A 21,147-nucleotide genomic window follows, 5' to 3' on the forward strand; every position below is an offset into this window, starting at 1 on the left:
CGGGTATCCGCACCCGGAACCGACACGATCCAGAAAGAGCCACCCGCTGAGATCCTCATTCAGGTCAATAGGTTACGGACGACCTCTTGATTGCTGCCCCCTCTTCGACGGAGATCCCAATCCCTCCATCCCGGATGAACAGACTGAAGTGTCACTGAAGAGACACTAAAGACCCAGCTCGAAGTGTGACGATGGTGGTGCTTCAGTGGCGTCTTCCATCATGACCATCTCGAATAGATCCCCTCCGAAGGCTTGGTCGATGGGAAGCAATGCATCCACTGAAGCCGAACGATAGCGACCCCATAGGAGGACACCTTGCCCCGACCTCAGAACAGCCTGTTCCGGGAATCGTCCCGATCATGATGGTCGAAGCAAGCCGCTGGATCCTCGACACGTCACCCTGGTAGATCAGCCCAGGATGCTCTTGGCAGAGACCGAGAGTCCCCGAGGCTGAATGCCATCAGCTGCTCCTACGGTAAACCCTGGTCGGCTCCATGCTGGCCAGGGTCTCTTTTTACTGGCTCGGCCAACGACCATCACCGCTATCGGTCCTTGGTCACGGTGCCGTCCTTTCCCGGTCTAGCGACTTCTCGCACCTGCTCTGCAGGAATGATCCATCCGGCAACACGCCAACTCTGATCGTTCGATCAACAGCCCACACCAGGGCTATCTCATTTACATCAACCCATTCAGGTCAGCATCTACAGGCTTGCTCAGGTCAGTTTCCCGTGGTTCGGGGAGTTGATGGGCTGGCTTGGGATGGTGCTTGCCTGTGGGTGCTCACCTGAAAAGGAAACGAACCACCATGTCTATCAACGACAACATCATCGAGCTTGAAGGCAAGAAGAACCGCAAGCGCAAAACCAAGCGAGACGGTCGCAGTGTCACCCACGACATCAACCGAGTTCCGACCAAGGATCTCCGGGCAATGGGCTTTGAGGAGCAGGCAGCCAAGCTGATTCTGAATGCCCGTCGAGTTCTGCCAGTCGTCGAGGATCCGATGGAGCCTCAGATTGACGCACAGAAACTCTGGAAGCGGATCGGGAAGCCGCATGGCCAGTTCCGCTTCTGGGCTGACCACTACATCAAGCCCATCGCGAATAACGAGGAAATTTCCTCGAAAATCGAGAAGACCGGAAAGCGTGGTCGTCCCGCCGCAAACTACACCCTCAGCCGCAGCGTGGCGGCCGATCTCGCCATGCAGGCCAACACGCCTGAAGGCGCTGAGATCCGCCGGTACTTCCTCTTGATGGAATCCGTAGTCCTGAAGCTCGCGAACCGCAACCAGCTTCGAGGTGAACGGATCATCGGCATTGACAACGCCATCCATCATCACGCCACCAAGACCTTCGCCGAGGCTGGAGTCAAGGGGCTTGCGCTGAAGGGTGCGGTCAACAGCGAAGAGCAGCGACTGAAGAGCAAGGTGTCAGTGATCCTGACTGGATTCCGGGCTGGATATTGGAGCGATCTCTTCGGCTGTGGTATCCGAGACGTTCTCGACAACGACGACCTTGCCACCTACGAATCCGCTTACAAGACGGTTGAGGTGTTGCTGAAGGCCGGGAAAGCCGATGACGCCGAGCTGAAAAGTATCCTTGGCCCGACCTTCTCAAGGGCTATCGACATGCGGCCCTATCTGGAGACCAAGGGTCTCGATCCTGATCTGGCAGATGTGAAGAAGCACATCGCCACGAGCAAGGTAAAGCGCAACCTGGACACGCCGAGGCAGATGGACAGCTACTTCTAGCTGTCACCGGGGATCCCTCCCGATTCTGGAGAGCACCGGGGCTGAACCTACGACCCTCCAGGATGCGAAGAGTACCGAGGTGGAGCCTGAAGCCTTCACCGCACCGTCCCTCGACAGCCTGATCCCATGCACACACGACCTATGCATGATCCCCCGAACTGGGGGTCCATAGGTCACTGCCTGACCCTCTCCGGTCCAGCGAACGCTTCGCACCTGCTGTGCAGGGATCGACACACCCAGTCGATTCACCGCCACGACAACACCAAGCCGTCCATTCCAAGATCAGCCTGATCCGGTCGCTATTCTTCAGATGCCTCCGGTGCTCGCCTTGTGGTGAGGTTGCTGGTCTCGGGCATTGGGGGATGGTGCGTCTGGAGAATGGCGACCAGAACAGAAATCACCACACATGCACATCGACACTATCGATCAACTCCGCTTGGCCATGGTCACCATCGACGGTCGTCCTTGGCTCAAAGCCTCCGCGCTCGCCGCTATCTTGGGCTATGCCAAGACCAAAGGCATGACCAAGCACATCAGCTCCGAGCACCGGATGCTCTACAGAGACCCGGATGCGGCAGGCATCAACCCGATGATCGGCTTGGTCAGCCTTGCTGGCCTAACTGCACTGGTCTTCAAGAGCGACCGCCCGCAGACAGCCCCGGTCAAGACAGCGATGCTGGAGCTGATCACCTCGGCCATCGTGGTCGAGCAGCCCCATGAACCCCTCGATAGGGGGAACACTGAGGTTGGCCAGAGCCCCGCTGATCATGAACCCCCGGATAAGGAGACCATGGAGACTGCCCTGGCTCCCGTCAGCCATGAACCCCCGGTTGAGGGGACCATGAAGACCGAGGGATCGGCGTCTGACCATGAACCCCTGAGAGAGGGGACCATGACGATGGAGCACCCTACAGACCATGCCCCCCCGGATCAGGAGACCACAGAGGACAGCCTGGCTCCTACCATCCATGAGCCCCCAGTCGAGGGGACCATGGAACAACCGATCGCCGTCCCATCCGTCGAGGCGCTGAAGCTCAATGCCCGTGGAACCAAGCGGTCCCTGGTCGACGCCTTCACCTACCTGCTGAACCAGGGCATCTCCATCCCCGAACACCTGGAGCCGTGGCACTGGGTCGAGGCTCTGGCTCCCAGGCTGCGGGAGATCGCCAAGCAGCGCGGCCTTCCCTCTGCCCTGGAGCTGGCCAGCTTCTCGAAGCGGCACCGGGACGCCTGGGCGGTCGAAGAGATCGCGGCTGACTACCTCCGAGACCTGAATGCCTGGTTGGCCCAGAGAGCCGTTACAGCGTAACGCAAGCGACCTCGCCACCGAGAGCACCCTCAGTGGACTGTCGAGACACCTGTCTCAGTGTGTGTCCCGACATCAGACTGAAGGGACGCAAAAGTCTGATGCATAATGGCCCATGAGCCCAGCAATACCGGGGCTTCAGATGCGCAACAGACTTCATATCTAATCCCTGACCGCTCTGGTCGGGAAGCCTTCCCCTAAGAAGGCGACACTCAACGTGGTCAATGGCCCCACCAAGATCCACTCCGCGCTCTCCCGGCGCACCCAAGCCCGATCCCACGGGCTGCCCTGAGATTTTCTCCATCGGAGGGAATCTCGGTATGGCTCAAATCTGATCCACCCGCGCCACCAAGGCGCACCCATCGGTGCCGACATCACCGAGCCTTGAGATACCTGGAATCCCAGGCATCGACCGACCCAATCGAATCAATCCCCAGCACCGACATTCTGGTCGGCATCTTCATCCTTGCCATCCCCTTGTAGCGCTTTCGTCATTTGAGGCCGCTGGGGACAGGGAGGATGGATGTCGCCTGGATGAGGGTGCCCACCAGAATGAGGTTTACCCAAATGACAACCCAATCCATCGACATCACCCTGAACGACAAGACCTACACCCTGACCAATCCCGAGCTGCCAGAGCATCTGATGCTGGCTGCCTATCGTGCCTACGAGATCTTGCTCAAGATCCTGACCGAGCACGGCAACAGCCCCAGCATGGAACAACAGCAGGTGCTGCTTTACCTGCTCTTGCTCTACTTCAAGCTGGCTACCGGCGGTCTAAGCGAACTGGAATCCCGTGTCGTGGCGGCGCTACCGACCGGCTACGGAAAGACCTCCAGCATTGTGGCCATGGTCCTGGCTCTCCATGAGTTCGGGATCGAGGACATCTCCCTGGCAGTCTCGGCCAGCAAGGTGGAAGCCCTGTCCGAGCTGAAGCGGGAACTGGTCAAGCTGGCTGGCCCCGAGATCGCCGACAAGATCGGCTTCATGCACTCCTACAAGCACGACCAGGAGGTCGCCCGTCGTTACCTTGAAGGCGAGGCCCCGCTACCCGATGGCTTTGCCTCCGAGCCTGCGGTCTGGGAAGCGCCGGAGCAGAAGCAGTTCATGCTGGTCACCCATGCCCGAGTCCGTAACGGTGACGAGCAATCGACGGCAGTGTTCAACACCTACCAGGGTCAGGAACGCTCGCTGTTGATCTACGACGAAAGCCTCCTTCCGGCAGACATCACCTCCTTCCGCCTTCGGCAGCTCAAGGCCGACCTGGCGTACATCGAGGCCATGTACGACAAGAAGTATGTCGGACTGATCCAGTGGCTCAACGCTGTCCAGGCGACACTCCAGGCAGCCAGGGAAGACGAGGTCGGTCCCGATGGAATGCTGATCGATCTGCCCAAGCTGTCCGAGGAGGACATGGTCCACTACCAGCAGAGCCTCTATCAGCGTGACTGGTCCCAGGCTGCCCATGCTGTCCTGGCCATGGCCGGATCCACTGTCCGCATTCACCCCTCCGAAGCGGGCATGGTGGCGACCTACACGACCGTGGTTCAGTCGGAACTGAAGCGAGTGGTCGTTCTCGATGCCTCCTACATCGTTCGTGAGCTGGTGCGCGAGGACATCCGCACGGTCGCTATCGAGGATCTCCCCGGCAAGTTCCAGGGACTGAAGCCGTTCTTCGAGAAGGGACTGAAGACCTACCCCGCCATGACCATCAAAACCATGGTGGCTCCTTGGGGACGCTACTCCATGGAGCAGGAATTCGGCGACATCCCTTCTCAGAAGGACATGGTCAAGCAGGCTTCCGGCAAGCGGTTCGTCAATGATCTGGTGAGGACGATCAAGCAGATCCCCGAGGATGAAGGAATCCTCGTCTTCACCTACAAGGATCGTGGTCGGATCTCTCAGCGACAGGTGCTGCTCAAGGCTCTGGATGATGCCGGGATCGACACCCTCAAGACCGTGAACATCGGCGGCGAACAGAGACCCAGGATCAACATTGCCACCTAGGGCTCGGAGACCTCCAGCAACAACTGGGCGTACTGCCGTCATGTCATCCTGGCTGGCGTCATGCAGTTGCCTCCAGACCATCTGCTGGGCTGTCATCTGGCTGCCAGGGACAACATGGAGGCAGGCTATGACAAGGCCCAAGCCAGCCGTATCAGCGTCACCGAGTCGCTGCATCTGATCTACCAAGCCGCCTCTCGTGGAGCCTGTCGGTCGACGGATAACCGATGCCAGAGTGGACGGATGACTCTCTGGTTGGTCGCTCCCAAGTTGAAGGAGCTGACCAAAGGACTGCAGTTGGTCTTCCGGGGTGCTCGGTTCGAGAAGTGGATCGGGGACTATGGCCAGCAGAAGGAAGGGAAGGTCGAGAAGGTTGGCCAGATCGTGGCTGGGTTCTTGAAGCAGTTCGACGAGGATCAGGTCAGCACCAGGGCTCTGAAGTCCTTGGTGCCCGAGCTTGGGGAGCTGCCAAAGATGTCCGGGACCAGAGCAATCGATATTGCGTTGGAGCTGGAGCCGTCCTGGATGAAAGAGGGCAGATCTCTGGTTCGACCGTTCGGCGCGGTGACAGCTTGAGCCCCCCACAGGTTAGGCACCAATGTCCCTAATAGCTTTCCTTTCTATAGGGAAGATGGTGCTTAAAGTCTCAAGGCCAGGGACGTGGAGCAAGGGCGACGTTGGTGAAAGGCTGACCCGGAATCGGCCCCCAACATCTCTAAAGTATTTCTTTAGGGGTTTCAGGGGCCGTTTCTCAGCATGGCCAAGGAAGGCTGTAGGTCTCAGCGGCAAAGGCTGGGTCTTGGTCAGGCAAGCCGCATGACGCGACTGAATGTTCCCGGATTGAAGGAAGAAGCAGCCTTTGAATCGGGGAATATTCGCATGGCCAAGGAAGGCCAAAGGCCGAGGATCATCACCATCATCCTTACCCCTCCAATCCTGGCTGGTCCCTGGCTGATCTGTCGTCACCACTTCGGTGGCCGCTGAGGCGGATCGACACCACGACCAGGGCGCCGCCTTGTTTGGAAGGACAGGGAAATGATCATGGTCACCGAACCACCTCAGATCCACCTCGCTCCACCCCGATCTGTCCCCAGAGCACTGCAGGCAACCCCAGGGCTGTGTGTCGTCCTGACCATAGGGTCCAGGCTCGGCATGGAACCGTTGCGACGGTCTTGATGCCCCGAGGTTCGCCCACTGACTGCTGCGGCGGTTAGCTCCAAGTGTCAGAAGGGGGCGATGATTGGCTCATGGTCCCCTGATCGGGGAGACCATGGCGTAGTTCGGAGATGGCGCAGGGATCAGCAAGGGGGATCGAGACAGGCTCCCCTGGTCTTCCCCAAATCTCGCTGGCCTGGTGGCTCGAAGGTGGCCGAATCCTTTGGTAGTCTGTCAGCTCATATCTGTAGGTTTTCAAGAGCACGACCTCTGCCCCTCCTCGCCTTCCCCGCAGCTTGCCCCCGGATCCCCAGCGCCCTCCTCGACCACCAGTCTCGATCTATCTGTGGGTTTTCAAGGGGACGTCTCCCGTGCCTCCGCATGATCCCCCTCAAGCCTCACCAGGCTCGCCGCTAGAGCCCCTCTGATCAGCCAGGAAGGTCAAGCCAAGGTCTTCAATTCGGCGCGATTCTGGGTCATCCACTGGGGTACTCACCTCTTCACCACCAGTGGACACGAGCGTCCCCTCTCAGGTTGGTCCCCCGATCAAGGGGTCCATGACCAACTACGAAACCCCTCTCGCTCAAGCCATCGACCTCTGGAGCCATGGCCAGCACATCAATCGTGACCACGTCCGAGCGTTGCTCGACGATGGCTGGACTGGCGAGGAGATCTCTCGCATGGAGCGGGCTTACTTCTCTGCGCCCGAAGAGTTCCTCGAACGGGACAGTTCCTTGGATGGCGTCGCTGTTCTGGGTGAGGAGTAAGACATGAGCAACCTGACTTCCTCTTCTCTCGTCGTCGCCGATGTCACCGTCCGCCAGGATTCCGATGGTCGCTTCAACCTGAACGATCTGCACACGGCTGCTGGTGGACTGAAGAAGCATCAGCCGTCCAACTGGCTACGGTCCGAGCAGGCTGTCGATCTGATTGCCGAGTTGGATACTCCTCAGATTCGAGGAGTTTCCCGCATCCGGGGTCGCAGCGGTGGCACCTTCGTCGTGAAGGAGTTGGTCTACGCCTATGCGATGTGGATCTCCCCGAAGTTCCACCTCGAAGTCATTCGCTCCTACGACCGGCTGGCTACCCGAGGCGTGGCTGTCCACCACACGGCAGCCGAAAACGTGCTCAACGATCCGCTCAAGTACATGGGTGCGATCCTCGACCAGGCTCGTGAGGTACAAGCGATTTCACAGAAGTAGGCATTGGCGCACACGGAGAGAATTATCGCTGAAGAATCAACAAAGCCTCAGTTATTTTTCCCGTAGCCTTAGCTGCGCCCTTTCGGCCCCACCGCAAGCAGTTGATTTGTGTCCGCCTGATTCTGCGCCAGGACAACAGACGCCGGCCCGTGTCACGATTTACCTAGGCCACCTCCGGAACTATCTACCATGAGACTCTAATTGCATCCATTGAGGACGGAGGTTTAATATCTAACCGTGTGCGCGCCCCTTGTCGGCGCCACAACATCAAGGCACAAGTAGAGGGGCTTCACGTCTAGCAACGTGGACCAAACCGTGTTTGATGCCGCAAAAATAACATGACCCGCCAGCAGCGGTTTTGGCATGCAATTCGCTTAACTTCACCGCGAGGACAGAGAGGGCAATGTAATGAGATGGTTAGACGGAATCTGTCGATTTCATATCTTTACCCATAAGCCGGACTGACCTGCTCGCTCAAGCACTTACGGGCCTTGATCATCGTTTCGCCCAAGACCCTGTTGCACGGTCAACTAACGCCATTTAAGTTCTTGATGATCAGAGCCTTGATTGCTCTTCCGAGGCTAAATCGCGACAGGTGGATCGAACAATGATCAAGGCCCACTTACGGCACCTGTCTTCGACCTTGCGAATTCGTAACCGTTCAGACCCCCTCCACAGAATCCACGTCGGAGAAAGCAGAATCAGAGACTGATGACCCGAGAAGCAGGAAATCAACAGGGGGTCTGAACAGTTACGCGAATTTAGTTGCTGCCGGCGTCAAGGCGTCGAATCGACGCCTTATAGCGGCGCACACAAATCGCTCTATAGAGATTATGGGTAAAGCTATGCCTGTCGAGCACAATATTACAAGGATGGCATAGAGCATGCTTCAATTAACCCTACAGAAATAGTTTAAGCTTTGATTTGCCTCCCAATTCATCATCATAAGAAGGCATGTGCTGCTACCAATGCCGTACAGAATTCCGCGATTAAGAATCGTTATCTACTTAAGATTTGCTCGGCTGCAGGTTAAGTCTGCGCTACGGATTGCACGAGAGGGAATGAGTCCGCCCTCAATATATGGATTTCTCGGTCAACTATTCGCAGCGCTTTCCATATTTGCCCTTCTACGTCACTCCCTAGAATTTGGACTCAGTGAAGCCTTTGCAATCATTATCAGCGTATATGTGCATGCCGTAGACCTTACTATCGGCCAGCTTGATCCAGCAATAAAGATTGCAATTGCATTCCTGAACAACCTGTTTTCGTGGAAGATGAGCTTCTCTGAAATCTGGAGGTATATTTTTATCGTTCTTCAAATGCTTTTCATCCGTGACGCGACAACCGCCTACTCGGATGGGCGCAAAGTCCTTTCCTTTGTTCGATTAACTGTTGGAGCAATTATTTCTTTCATTTCTGCGCTAGCTATTGCAGCAATATCAACAAATGACCCACTGGTTACAAATATTCTCATTTCCATTTCTGTGCCCATAGCTTTGCTTTTCTATGACGCCACAATGTATGTACTTATGACTACGGCTTTTTATACGAGTATAGGCTTAGGAGAACTCCAAGAACCTCTACCTAGAAAGAAATTTTTGCAAGTTGGTTTACAACGGTCCGCATTTCGTTTTGCAATCGTATCTTTGCCGTCATTGAGTCTATTCTTTATCCCGCAATTCCGCAGCGCAACGGCTCCTGGCGGAGGGGTAGTCGTTGTTATCTTTGGAACCTTGGTAAATGTTGCATATTGGCTCAAACAAGCAGCTGATTTTGCCAAGAGAGAGTCTAACGATAACATAAAGTATCGAAAAGCGTTTCTCGCTTCGGAATACGGTAGATTTGCTTTGGCAGTATTGAGCGTTTTATTTTGGTGCTTTGTTTTTTTAACGGTTAATGCAGGCGCTCGAATTTTGTCTCTGTAATACCTTGAGGTGCTCCATGGGACGTAAAGCAACAATCGATAATTTTCACAACGCGCTAATTTCTTGCAGTGAAACTAACAGCGCTGGATATCATTTAGCCGGCTGGAGCAGTTCGGAAAGCCAGGTAGCGCGATTCAATTCACTCGTTCGTGCGTCTCAATTCAAGGGAGGTTCAGTTATTGACTATGGCTGCGGGCCAGGCGACCTTTATGCATACTTATCAAGCTTAGGGCTTCCTCTAGAGTATCGCGGCCTAGACCACAGCGAGCATATGCTCACAGTGGCTCGATCTCGTTACGGAGGCCAATTTGAAAAGATTGCTTTTGACGCGGTTTGCTTTGGTGCCGCAGACTATGTATTTGCCAGTGGTGTTTTTCAATTTGTCGATCTGGATAAGCCTCAATATCATTTCGAACTTATCGCTCAGCTTTTCGCTTCATGCAAGAAAGCTTTAGCTGTTAACCTGCTAAGCGCATCACGAGACGATTCGAATAAGGTTATTAACGAACTATATTTGAATCCAGAAGCCGTAGTGGCATTTGCTAAATCTAAAACCAAATTTTGGTGTATCGACCATAGCTATCATCAAGGAGGGGGCGATATGACATTAGCCCTATTCAATCGCGATTCAGATCTTACTTGGAGACGCCCCAATCTTGCATAGTTTGCTTTCCTTGAACCAGAGGTTTTCATGAATGCCACAACCCGATTAGAAGCAATTATTCATGCCCGCGACGCCTCGGCAACCACATTGCTAGAGGCGCTTCAAGAACTTGGAATGCACTTTACAGAGCAGCACCTGGCAGACAAGTGGCTGCAATACATCAAAACAAAAACGAGCATTCATCCCTTTGGCTGGTACTCGCCTCCACCAAATGGCGTTTCCGTATTAATTGGCGAACCCGACGACTTCAATCGTCTTGAATACCAATCTCTCCGAGATCAGTGCAATTGGCCTAGTCCGGATGTTTACTTTAACCAAAATACAGTTTTATATCCTTATTTTTCAGCCGTTGATAGAGCAACGAAGATGATTGGCGATCACGTTGCAACGTACTATAGCGGACGAGACCCAAACATCAGACAGTGGTACCGTGCTGTTTATGAGGCAACAAGACAAATAGCGTTGTCCGTAAATATTGGCATGACTTTTTCGGAACTGCATTCATTGGCAGAGGAGAAGTTGCTCACGCTTGGCGCAAAAAATAATACATATAGCTTAACCGGGGGTTTGGCTGCAGACATCGGCCATACTATCCCTTATTTTTCGACGGGAGCACCGCCGGACGGGCAAACGATGGAGGATGCTCGGAGTATCGCCAGCTTAATTGGCGGCGGACGCGAGTTCATAAGCAAGTCCAGCGAATACATTATCTCTGACTCTTGTGCTTTCACCATCGAACCACAGGCTGTGACAGCGGGCCTCCCTATGTGTAGCTTCCATATGATTGTTGCTTACGTAAACGGGGAGTTTTTTTTGATAGAGAAATTTAAAAGGTTATTTGAATTTTTCGGGATGGCAGACTGGATTTATGACACCGCATCGCCAGATGCTCTAGGGTAGGCTGCGCAACACATTTGTCAGATCTTTTTGAAATATCAATAAGCTGCCAATTTCCGAAATTACATAGAGCGATATCACAGCACAATGTGGTGCAGGTTAGTCTTATCGCTGTACCACACTAAATAAAATCAGAGATCGTCCGCTAAAAAATTGTGTGGACTTGATACTTCACGTCTGATCTGAATTTGATTGCTGAATGCCAACCGTTCAAGCTATTTACGGGCGGCTTCTGAACGCATAGAAAGAGTGTCAACTAGGCGTCTTCGAAAAGGGACGCCTCAATTCAGGAAAGCCCCAGCGCTTTGATCTACTTTAACTTAGAGGAGCAAATTATGGGCTGGCAACACAAAAGTGGTCACGTTTCAGATACGGTTCACAACCCATTTTTATCGGGTCTGCAGAAATTGTTGTTTATCGTCGCGGTAATTGCTGGTCTATTTGCATATGGCAGCTACCAAAAAGGGGATGGTGGAAGCACATTAGTCTCTGGTGCTATCGCTTTCTTTGCTTTTGTATTGGCTGCCAATATCAAGCATACGAGGAAAAACACCAGAGAGTATCGTTAGCTTAGTGCATCCGCGATAAACCTGAGAGCCAGATAATTATTCTACTGGCCTGCTCATACTGCAAATCGGCGCAAACAAGGCACCCAGCCGACACCAAGAACTCGCGGCGGTTTTGGTGTCGGCTGGATTAGAGCCCTACTTAGAATTCTAAGTGGCCACTACCAGTACCTCCTCGATTAAGGAGGCGCCTACCGATAATGTATTAATCTACTACTATAGGTTACGCGAAGCCATTTGAGCATCAGATGATTGAAACGCCCTCAGGATCTTGAGCGACACATCATTTCGAGGCCGCGCCCTGATAAAGATCTCAGGGAAATCTAGCCACTTCCCGCGTAACACGGGCTGACATTGCCATAGTCAAGCAATGCCGTTGAGCGAGAAAGGTGAGTCGAACCCTTGCGAGCCCCAGTGCGAACGATACGCCTGACAGGTGAGGAACGAGAGAGCTGGCAGGAAGGGAAAACTTGACGTAGAGTAAAAACCGTCCGCCGAGGTGTTACCAGCACCCCGACGGCAAAGCAAGACCGCTCTGAACGGCTTGCACCGGCTCGGACATGATACCGCCCTAGGGGTTGGTCTGTCCGCTCAAGGCCCAACTGTGCCGATCCATGGCCAAGTTGTGCCTGGAGTTCCCATTCCTCCCTCCTGGGAGAGCCTCTGCTTCTGACGCTGCTCTTCAGTGACAGCATCGGATTGCCTGTGTGAGCGGTCGATTTCTCAAATCCAACTCTGGAGAGATCGACCCATGAGAACCCACGACCAAATCCTCGCCCCTGGCTCCACCGACAAGACCATCGCGACGGCTGATCTGAAGATCCGCAGCACCATCAGTCTGGATGTCGATGTCGGCCAGAATTCCTGGATGTGGAAGGTCTACCTCAACAAGGCCGAGCTGACGAGTCGGAGTGGGTACGACACCCACGCCGAGGCCAGCCAAGCCGGACTGATGGAATGGGATCGGATCGTGTCGGCCGTCACCGGCTCGAACATCAACGCCATCCGAGCCAATGTCGCTGCCTCGGAGGTGCCGTCCGTATGAACCCGAGCCCCCTCCTTGCAGTCGCAGCCGAGGGGGTGTCCAGCACCTCCAGGCACACCTCCCCATCCAGAGCCTCTGGAGCCTCAGCATCCAGATCCACTGGAGCTTCCACACCCAGCAAAGCCGAAGCCCCCGACACTCCGCTGCCGGACTTCACCCCAGTCGTCACCATCCGCCGACCCGATGGCCAAGAGACCCAGGTCGTTCGAGACCGCACAGGCAGCCACCTGCTGCACTCTCCCGACAACCCCGGATGGGTCCGGGTCCATCGAGACGGAGCGGGCAACTGGATCGAGCGCGAGACCGGGATCGTCCATGCCACCGATGGCAGCGTGATCCATCCCAGAGACATCTTCGGCGCATCATCCGAGGGATTCATCGACGTGAACACCAAGGCTGCCTCGACCATCAAGCCCGATCCCGTGCGTTGGCTCTGGCCCGGATGGCTCGCGGCCGGGAAGGTCCACCTCCTGGCTGGAGCCCCAGGCACCGGGAAGACCACCGTCAGCATGGCTCTGGCGGCGACGGTCTCGCTCGGGAGCCGCTGGCCCGATGGAACCGAAGCCCTCCAAGGCGATGTCCTGATCTGGTCCGGGGAGGACGACATCAAGGACACCCTGGTTCCGAGGCTCATGGCTGTGGGCGCTGATCTCAATCGGGTCCACTTCATCACGACCACCAACACCGAGGATGGCCTGAGAGCCTTCGATCCAGCCGTCGACATCGACCTCCTGGCCGACAAGATGGCCTGGATGGATCCTTGCCCTTCCTTGCTGATCGTCGATCCCATCGTGGCGGCGGTCTCAGGAGACAGTCACAGGAACGCCGAGGTCCGGCGAGCCCTGCAGCCCTTGGTCGATCTCGCCGCTTCCCGTCACTGCGCTGTTCTGGGGATCTCTCACTTCAGCAAGGGCAGCTCGGGACGAGATCCGATTGATCGGGTGACCGGCTCGCTCGCCTTCGGTGCCCTGGCGCGGGTGGTTATGGCGACCGCTCGGCTGCCGGACGACCATCCGAGTGGAGTGAGGCGGATCCTAGCCCGAGCCAAGAGCAACATCGGCGAGGATGGCCAGGGGTTCGGGTACGACCTGGAACTGGAGGAACCGGTCGAGGGGATCGAGGCAACCCGAGTCCTCTGGGGCGAGATGCTTGAAGGCAGCGCCAGGGAACTCCTGGGCATGGCAGAGCCGGTCCCTGATGGTGAAGGAGAGAGCAACGCCGATGTCGAGTCCTTCGTTCGCGGGATCCTGGCCGACGGTCCAGTATCCGCCAAGCAGATGAAGGCCGATACCGATGGAGCCGGCTACTCCTGGGATCGGGTGAAGCGAGCTGCCAGCCGGATCGGAGTGGAGCGGAGGAAGGAGGACTTCAGCAAGGGCTGGGTGTGGTCGCTCTCCACGGACCATGACGGTCGCTCAAGGGCGGTCGCTCTGGAGGAGCTGATCCGGGATGCCCTGGCTAAGGGAGAACGCACAGCCCAGGAGATGAAGGTCATGATCGAGGAAGCCGGCTATTCCTGGGATCAAGGCAAGCGAACCGCAGCCAAACTGGGCATCGAGCGCCAGAAGTCCGGTTACCAGGGACCGTGGACCTGGACGCTGGGAGAGGCTGCCGCCGCCTAGCGGTTAGCCGCCAAAGGGAGCGGAAGGGGGCGAAGAAATGGACTCAAGTCTACGTGCTCCCTTCCGCGCTCTTTGCTCCCTTCCGCACTCTTTGAATGCATTCTTCAGCATTTTTTGGCGCGACCACGGCTCAAAGGGAGCAGAAGAGTGCAAGGGAGCAGAAGGGAGCACTGGAATTTGAGCGCCCCCTTCGCCTTCTTCTGCTCCCTTGGGGCAAGCGACCATCACGCGATACTCGGCCATCGACGACGACGAGAGCCGACTCGGAAGCAAATCCGTCAGTGACAGCACAAGCACCATGCACTCGCGGAAGCAGAATCCCACAACGACAAACAGCCCAGTCTAGCCCGGTCCTTCTCGGAACCTGCCAGCACTGAGCTGCGTGTGGGTGAACCGTGTGGGTCATCAGCATTTGCTTATGCTTCAACCTGCTGATTTTAAACAAGATACACGGTTTTAGAACAGATGGCGGAGAGGGAGGGATTCGAACCCTCGATAGGCTATTAACCTATACACACTTTCCAGGCGTGCTCCTTAAGCCACTCGGACACCTCTCCGGGGGTGTAGTGCCATTCTCAACGCCGCAGCCCGATCTCAAAGGGGCGAAAACCGGCGATTTCAGACTTCCTGTCCGGTGAGAGCGCGCAAATATACAGTATCCTTCGTCCGCTTACAAACCCTCTTCTTTCGTAAGGAGGCCGACCCCGCCATAATGAGCACCATCAACCACCCTTTCGATCGGAGCCCCGCCAGCGATCGGCATGCAAAATCAAGCCTCCAACGCCGATCCGCATCGGCTCTATGAACTCTCGGTCCAAAACCCGCCCGCTGAGATCGACTTTATCGACAAGACCTTTCGGATGCTGCGCGGACGCTCGGCCCATCTGTTGCGCGAAGATTTCTGCGGAACCGGCGCGGTGTGCCGCGAGTGGGTGCGTCGGCGCAAGACCAATCATGCATGGGGGCTGGACCTGGACGGCGAGGTGCTCGACTGGGGGCGCCGAAACAACCTCGACACACTGGCCGAGGATCAACGAGTACGCGCCGAACTCATCCAGACCGACGTCCTCGAACCGCCCGAACGCCGACCGGACATCGTGCTGGCGATGAATTTCAGCTATTGGCTGCTGAACGAACGCCCCGCCATGCTGCGCTATTTCAGCTCGGTCAGATCGACGCTGAAGGAGGGTGGTGTCTTCTTTCTCGATGCCTACGGGGGTTACGATTCATTCCGTCGGCTCACCGAGGAACGCCGCATCCAGGATCCGGACGGCTCCGATTTCGACTATGTCTGGGAGCAAGCCACTTATGACCCCATCAGCGGCAGACTCGTCTGTCACATCCACTTCGGATTCGACGACGGGAGCAGGCTGGATCGGGCGTTCAGCTACGACTGGCGTCTATGGACCCTTCCCGAGATCCGGGAACTCCTGAGCGAGGCCGGGTTCTCGCGGATCCTCGTCTATTGGCAGGGATGGGACGAGGACGGCGATCCGGACGGCCATTTCGTCCCGGTGGAGTCGGGAGAACCGGATGCCGGCTGGCTCGCCTATATCACGGCCGAGAAATGATCCGGCGCACGCGCAAAATGCAGGCTCACCCCTCGGGATAGGGCCACCGACCATAGAGCCGGCACAGCTCGCGCAGCCGGTTCGCCATCGATTCGTCGAGCATCTCCTCGCGATAGCGCCAAATCCAGTTGCCTTCCTCCGTGCCCGGGCGATTCATACAGGCATCGGCGCCCAACCCAAGCACATCCTGCATCGGGAACAGGGCCAGATTCGCTACGGAGGACAGCGCGGAACGCATGAAGTCCCAGTTGGCCTCGCGGCCATCGGCGCCGAGATACAGCCGCGAGAAGTGCCGAGTGGTCTCGTCGCGATCGGCCCACCAACCGAGCAGGGTATTGTTGTCATGGGTACCGGTGTAAACCGCGAGCTGACGCCGGTGGTTGTGCGGCAGGAAGGAGGAACGCCCGCAACCATCGGCGAGATCTTCGAAACCGAACTGCAGCACGGCCATGCCGGGCAGATCGAGCTGATCCCGCAACGCCTCGACGTCCTCGGTGATGATCCCTAGGTCCTCGGCGATCAACGGCAGATCCTGTCCCAAACTGGCGCGCAGAGCATTGAAGAGATCCATTCCAGGCCCGGGCACCCAATGCCCATTGACCGCAGTCTCTTCGCTGGCCGGGATCTCCCAGTAGGCCGCAAACCCCCGAAAGTGATCGATCCGCACTAGATCGACCAATTCCAGCGCACGCCGCACACGCTCGACCCAGAACCCGTAATGATCGTCCGCAAGTGCCGACCAACGATAGAGCGGATTTCCCCAGCGCTGCCCGGTACTGCTGAAATAGTCGGGAGGAACCCCGGCGATCACCGTGGGCTGCCCCTCGGCGTCCAGCTCGAACCATTCGGGATGGGTCCACACCTCGCTCGAATCGTGCGCCACGAAGATAGGCATGTCGCCGATCAGATGGACACCGCGCGTTCTGGCATAGGCGCGCAGCTCCGCCCACTGACGGTAGAACACGAACTGGACGAAACGCTGGAAGTCGAGCTCCGCGCCGTGATCGCCCGCCCACCTGGAGAGTAGCTCTGGATCACGCTGACTGAACCCCGCCTCCCAATCGGTCCAGGGACGCTGCTCATTGTGCGCCTTGAGCGCCTGGTAGAGCGCATAGTCGTCGAGCCAGGAACGATGCTCATCGCAAAAACGGCGATACTGCTCGCGATCGACCTCGGAGACATGGGCGTTGAAGCCGTCCATCGCCTGCTCCAGAAGCCCCCACTTCCAAGCCCCGACGCCGCCGAAGTCCACCTGATCGACCGGGAACTCGGGCACCTCAAACTCGACATCGTTCAGCCAACCTGCCCGCACCAGCAGATCCGGACTGATGAGCAGCGGATTGCCCGCGAAGGCCGAGGTGCACTGATAGGGCGAATCGCGATAACCGGTCGGACCGAGCGGCAGCATTTGCCACAGCCCCTGCCCTGCCCGCGCCAGGAAATCGATGAAGCGGTAGGCCGAGGGACCCAGGTCGCCGATTCCGTAGGGGCCAGGAAGCGATGTCGGATGGAGCAAGATGCCGCTGGTGCGGTGCATGAAATAGGGCCTCCAAACATGAGCTCGGATCCAAACCTAGGGAGTCTAAACCAAGCGCCGCCAAAAGACCTTGGCGATTGCAGAATCGTCGCCGAACGACCCTATCAGAGCGATCGATCCGAACAAAAGGGCCATGGAACATGAGCGCGCCGATTAGAGATCGATAGCGCTCAAGCATACGAGAACACCCGAGAAGCAGTGGCGACTCCTAGCCACCATTATCAAGAGGGATCGGACGAAACGCACGCGAAGCTGGCGCTTCTCTCCGCCCCCGTCATCCGGTAGCATCCCGCTGGCTGCGAGGGAGAATCAGGCCGCATCGCCCGGCAACGGATTCACGTTGGGCCGGCCTGACGCGATCGCTCAGGAACCCTTTGCCTCACGACGGAGAACCTCGCGATGCCCACCGATTCGCGCCCGCGCACCGCCGTCCCAACCGAAACCGGACCGCCCCCTCCCGCCCGACTGCAAGCCTGCCGATGATCGCAACCCATGTCGAAATCATGCCCGAGAACCGTTCCCGCGCAATGGCGGTGACAAACCTGAAACCGGCGACCATCGGGGGTCCGCCCAGAGACCCGCGCGAGGGGACGGGCAGACCTCGGATGGGCCGAGAATCCTGGTCGGCGAGAGCCGGCACCTGAATCAGGCATCGTGTAGAGAGTGCAGCAGCAGACTGGCAATATTGATATGAACAAGAAAGACAGGGCGGAATTGAACGGCCTGCGCGAGCAGGCACGGCAGATTCTGCACGACCGGCGCTTTGACGACACCATCGCCGACTACGACCGAGGCGACCTCAGTCTGCAAGCGCTGCTGGAAGAGCTGCATGTCTATCACGCCGAACTCCTGGTCCAGCAGGACGCGCTACGCGACAGCCATGAGATGAACGCATTGGCCCTAGCGCGCTTCGTCCGTCTCTACTATGACCTACCGCTTCCTGCACTGCTCGTCTCCTGGTGCGGACGCATCACGGACGCCAACGCGGCCGCGAACGCCATCCTTGCGCTGAACCGCCAGCTCTTCAGCCATCTCGCCACCGACCACCATGTCCCGGTTTTGGAGAGAGCCCTGCTCAAGGCCCAGTCCGAGGGCAAGGCGACCTGCCCAGAGGTCTCCCTACGCGGTGCGGACAGGTGCACGCTGATTGCCGACCTGATGCTGATCCGTCTTCCGGGATCGGAATCGACAGAGCCCGAATTCGTCTGCACCATCGTCGACCAGACCGAGCGCATCGCCCAACTCAACACCCAGCGCCTGGTAGCGGACATCTCCTCGCTCTTCGTCAACAGCGGCCAGACGGGGCTCGATGAGGTCATCGTCCAGGCGCTCAAGCGGATCGGACGCTTCTTCAAGACCGACCGTTGCGATCTTTACAGACTCCACGCGCACGGCTCCGTCTTCGAACCGATCCATTCCTGGATCGACCGCGATACGCAATGCGATAATAATCACCAGACACCCATCCCCGCCGCCCAGTTCCCCTGGTGGTCGGCACGCACCGACGGCAAAGACCCTATCCCGGACAGCGCGCTGTTCCCGCCCGAAGCCGAGAACGACTCGCAGCACCAGAGCGCTCGACTGCGCCTCTCCCTCCCGCTGATCGGCGACGGCCAGATCATGGGGGCACTTGTGCTGGGCGCCTCCACCGCACCCCGCGCCTGGAACGAACACGCTATACGAACGCTACGCGTGATCGGCGAGAGCATCGCCAACCTGCTGGTCCGCCAAAGAACCGGACAGGAACTGCGCGCAAGCGAGGCCCGCTACCGCCAGGTGACCTCGATCATGAGCGATGTCGCCTACTCCTGCCTGGACAGGGAGGAACAAGGCCATCGAATCGAATGGGTCACGGACTCCATCCTGAACCTCACCGGATACGACACCGACGAGGTTCTGTCTCGGGGCAGCTGGCGCTTCCTGGTCCTCGCCGAAGATCAGCTCAGATTCGACGAGCACATCGCCGCGCTCCCGGCCGGAGAGACCTCGAGCTGCGAACTACGCCTTCGCCACAGGGATGGATCGCTGCTCTGGGTCCGCTGCACCACCGAGTGCATTCAAGAATCCACCGCTCCCCGAGTCGTCCGGCTCTACGGCGGGCTGATCGACATCACCGAGCAGAAGGCACGCGAGAGCGAGCTCGAACGCCTGGAGCTGGTCGTCAAGCAGAGCCCCAGCATCGTCCTCATCACCGACCCGAGCGGAGACATCGAGTACGTCAATCAGCGGTTTTGCGACGTCACCGGCTACAGCCACCAGGAGATTCGCGGACAGCACCTGAATGTGCTCAAGAGCGATGCGACGCCGCCTCAGTACATCCGCAAGATCTGGCTTCAGCTGATGCGTGGAAACAGCTGGCAGGGCGAACTCCAGAATCGCAAGAAGTCGGGCGAGCTCTATTGGGAGCAGGCCCTCATCACCCCACTGCGCAACGACCAAGGGGTCATCTCGCATTTCGTCAAGCTGGCCGAGGATATCAGCGACAAAAAGACGCTCACGGAACAGCTCACCTATCTCATCCATTACGACCCGCTCACCGGCCTGCCCAACCGCGCCCTGATGCGCGAGCGGATCGACCGCGCCCTGGCCGCCGGACGACGCAACGGTCACGGGCTCGCCCTGCTCTCGATCGATCTCGACAAACTCAAATTCATCAACGACACGCTCGGCCACGCTGCGGGCGACGGTCTGCTGCGCGAGGTGGCCCGGCGCCTTCAGACGCTGCTCGGCGAGGAAGACACGCTGGCCCGCTTCGGAGGTGACAACTTCGTCCTCCTGGCAGGCCATCTGCGCCAGGTTCAGGATTCGGTCGGACTGGCCGAACAGGTCAACGCCCTCCTCGACGAGCCGATCAGGCTGGGCACCAATACCGCCCGCATCACGGCATGCACCGGGATCTCGCTCTATCCGGAGGACGCTCAAACCACGGACGCGCTCATCGGTCACGCCGATGCCGCGCTGCACATCGCCAAGGGCGATGGACGCAGACTCTACCGTTTCTTCACCCCCGTGCTGAACCGACGCCTCCTGGAGCAGTTCCATTTGGAACAGGCCCTGCGGATCGGACTCGAACGTGGCGAATTGGTGCTCCAGTACCAGCCCCGGGTCGACATCACCACCGGCAAGATCCTCAGCATGGAGGCACTGGCGCGCTGGCGCCATCCCGAGCGCGGATTGATTCCACCCTCGCAGTTCATTCCGATCGCCGAGTCGACCGGGCTCATCTTGGATCTCGGACCAATCGTTCTGCGCGAGGCCTGCCAGCAAATTCAGCGCTGGAAAGCCGAGGGCGTCCCAATCGTCCCCATCGCGGTCAACCTATCGGCGAACGAGCTCTACCAGGAGGACCTGACCCACCGTATCCAAGACATCATGGCCGCCAGCCAGATCGACCCGGCGCACCTGGAGTTCGAGATCACCGAGAGCGCCGCCATGCGTTCGATCGAACAGGCCGTCACCATCCTGTCCCAGCTGCGGGCCTGCGGTTTCACGCTCTCGATCGACGATTTCGGGACCGGCTATGCCTCGCTGAGCTATCTGAACCGGCTGCCGATGCAGGCGATCAAGATCGACCGCTCCTTCCTCACCGAAATCGGTGGCGAGCTCAACGGGCACAGCCAGGGTGCCGCCATCGTCAAGGCGATCATCGGGTTGGGATCGAATCTCGGCATCCACATCATCGCCGAGGGTGTGGAAACGCAAGTCCAACGTCGTTTTCTCATCGATCACGGCTGCAATGTCGCCCAAGGCTATCTCTTCGCCTGGCCACTGACCGCCGAAGAGATCGAACCGCTGCTGCGAGCCGGGCGGATACAGATCGACGAGACCGAGGCGCTCGTCTAAACCCAGGAGCACTCGAGAATCGCAGTCCGAGCTCGCTCCATCATTTGCTCACTGGAGAAACGG

The 21,147-nt window shown here is 57.8% G+C and carries 16 protein-coding genes and 1 tRNA gene; 15 read left to right on the forward strand and 2 right to left on the reverse strand.

Annotated elements, in window-relative coordinates; all coding sequences use genetic code 11:
* Window positions 1-805 precede the first annotated feature (805 nt).
* The 13 genes from ACFSJC_RS05595 to ACFSJC_RS05655 all read left to right on the forward strand — a co-directional run bounded on the left by ACFSJC_RS05595 (window position 806) and on the right by ACFSJC_RS05655 (window position 14,133).
* Window positions 806-1,747, forward strand: a complete 942-nt coding sequence (locus ACFSJC_RS05595; protein WP_386024390.1) for a hypothetical protein — start codon at window positions 806-808, stop codon at window positions 1,745-1,747.
* A gap of 406 nt (window positions 1,748-2,153) precedes the next feature.
* A complete protein-coding gene (locus ACFSJC_RS05600; protein WP_386024393.1) occupies window positions 2,154-3,056 on the forward strand; it encodes a BRO family protein in 903 nt (300 codons plus the stop codon).
* A gap of 564 nt (window positions 3,057-3,620) precedes the next feature.
* Entirely contained in the window at window positions 3,621-5,060 is a 1,440-nt protein-coding gene (locus ACFSJC_RS05605) for a hypothetical protein (RefSeq protein WP_386024396.1), read from the forward strand.
* 60 nt (window positions 5,061-5,120) lie between these two features.
* Window positions 5,121-5,633, forward strand: a complete 513-nt coding sequence (locus ACFSJC_RS05610) for a hypothetical protein (protein ID WP_386024399.1) — start codon at window positions 5,121-5,123, stop codon at window positions 5,631-5,633.
* Between the two features lie 180 nt (window positions 5,634-5,813).
* Complete coding sequence (locus ACFSJC_RS05615) at window positions 5,814-6,041, forward strand: hypothetical protein (RefSeq protein WP_386024402.1); 228 nt, start codon at window positions 5,814-5,816, stop codon at window positions 6,039-6,041.
* 728 nt (window positions 6,042-6,769) lie between these two features.
* Window positions 6,770-6,979 (forward strand): hypothetical protein, encoded by a 210-nt coding sequence (locus ACFSJC_RS05620; protein ID WP_386024405.1) that lies wholly within the window; start codon window positions 6,770-6,772, stop codon window positions 6,977-6,979.
* Window positions 6,980-6,982: 3 nt separating this feature from the next.
* Window positions 6,983-7,414, forward strand: coding sequence for a KilA-N domain-containing protein (locus ACFSJC_RS05625; protein WP_386024408.1), 432 nt, complete (start codon window positions 6,983-6,985; stop codon window positions 7,412-7,414).
* A gap of 1,061 nt (window positions 7,415-8,475) precedes the next feature.
* Window positions 8,476-9,339 (forward strand): hypothetical protein, encoded by an 864-nt coding sequence (locus tag ACFSJC_RS05630; RefSeq protein ID WP_386024411.1) that lies wholly within the window; start codon window positions 8,476-8,478, stop codon window positions 9,337-9,339.
* Between the two features lie 16 nt (window positions 9,340-9,355).
* Window positions 9,356-10,003, forward strand: coding sequence for a class I SAM-dependent methyltransferase (locus tag ACFSJC_RS05635; RefSeq protein WP_386024414.1), 648 nt, complete (start codon window positions 9,356-9,358; stop codon window positions 10,001-10,003).
* A gap of 27 nt (window positions 10,004-10,030) precedes the next feature.
* On the forward strand, window positions 10,031-10,903 hold the full coding sequence (locus ACFSJC_RS05640) for a hypothetical protein (RefSeq protein WP_386024417.1): 873 nt from the start codon (window positions 10,031-10,033) through the stop codon (window positions 10,901-10,903).
* Between the two features lie 332 nt (window positions 10,904-11,235).
* Complete coding sequence (locus ACFSJC_RS05645) at window positions 11,236-11,469, forward strand: hypothetical protein (protein WP_386024420.1); 234 nt, start codon at window positions 11,236-11,238, stop codon at window positions 11,467-11,469.
* Window positions 11,470-12,217: 748 nt separating this feature from the next.
* Window positions 12,218-12,511: a hypothetical protein gene (locus ACFSJC_RS05650; RefSeq protein ID WP_386024423.1), complete on the forward strand. Its 294-nt coding sequence runs from the start codon at window positions 12,218-12,220 to the stop codon at window positions 12,509-12,511.
* The gene (locus tag ACFSJC_RS05655) at window positions 12,508-14,133 is read left to right on the forward strand and encodes an AAA family ATPase (RefSeq protein ID WP_386024426.1); all 1,626 of its coding nucleotides are present in this window, start codon (window positions 12,508-12,510) and stop codon (window positions 14,131-14,133) included. The genes ACFSJC_RS05650 and ACFSJC_RS05655 overlap by 4 nt, the downstream gene beginning before the upstream one ends.
* A gap of 466 nt (window positions 14,134-14,599) precedes the next feature.
* Here ACFSJC_RS05655 and ACFSJC_RS05660 read toward each other — a convergent pair.
* A tRNA-Ser gene (locus tag ACFSJC_RS05660) sits at window positions 14,600-14,690 on the reverse strand.
* Between the two features lie 204 nt (window positions 14,691-14,894).
* Here ACFSJC_RS05660 and ACFSJC_RS05665 point away from each other — a divergent pair.
* Window positions 14,895-15,704, forward strand: a complete 810-nt coding sequence (locus ACFSJC_RS05665; protein WP_386024429.1) for a class I SAM-dependent methyltransferase — start codon at window positions 14,895-14,897, stop codon at window positions 15,702-15,704.
* A gap of 25 nt (window positions 15,705-15,729) precedes the next feature.
* Here the strand turns inward: ACFSJC_RS05665 and malQ are convergent, their stop codons facing one another.
* Window positions 15,730-17,241: a 4-alpha-glucanotransferase gene (gene malQ, locus ACFSJC_RS05670; protein ID WP_386024432.1), complete on the reverse strand. Its 1,512-nt coding sequence runs from the start codon at window positions 17,239-17,241 to the stop codon at window positions 15,730-15,732.
* Between the two features lie 690 nt (window positions 17,242-17,931).
* Between malQ and ACFSJC_RS05675 the strand changes: the two genes are divergently transcribed.
* On the forward strand, window positions 17,932-21,084 hold the full coding sequence (locus ACFSJC_RS05675; RefSeq protein WP_386024435.1) for a bifunctional diguanylate cyclase/phosphodiesterase: 3,153 nt from the start codon (window positions 17,932-17,934) through the stop codon (window positions 21,082-21,084).
* The last annotated feature ends 63 nt before the right edge of the window (window positions 21,085-21,147 follow it).

The organism is Thiorhodococcus fuscus (genome assembly GCF_042682685.1).
Classification (GTDB): domain Bacteria; phylum Pseudomonadota; class Gammaproteobacteria; order Chromatiales; family Chromatiaceae; genus Imhoffiella; species Imhoffiella fuscus.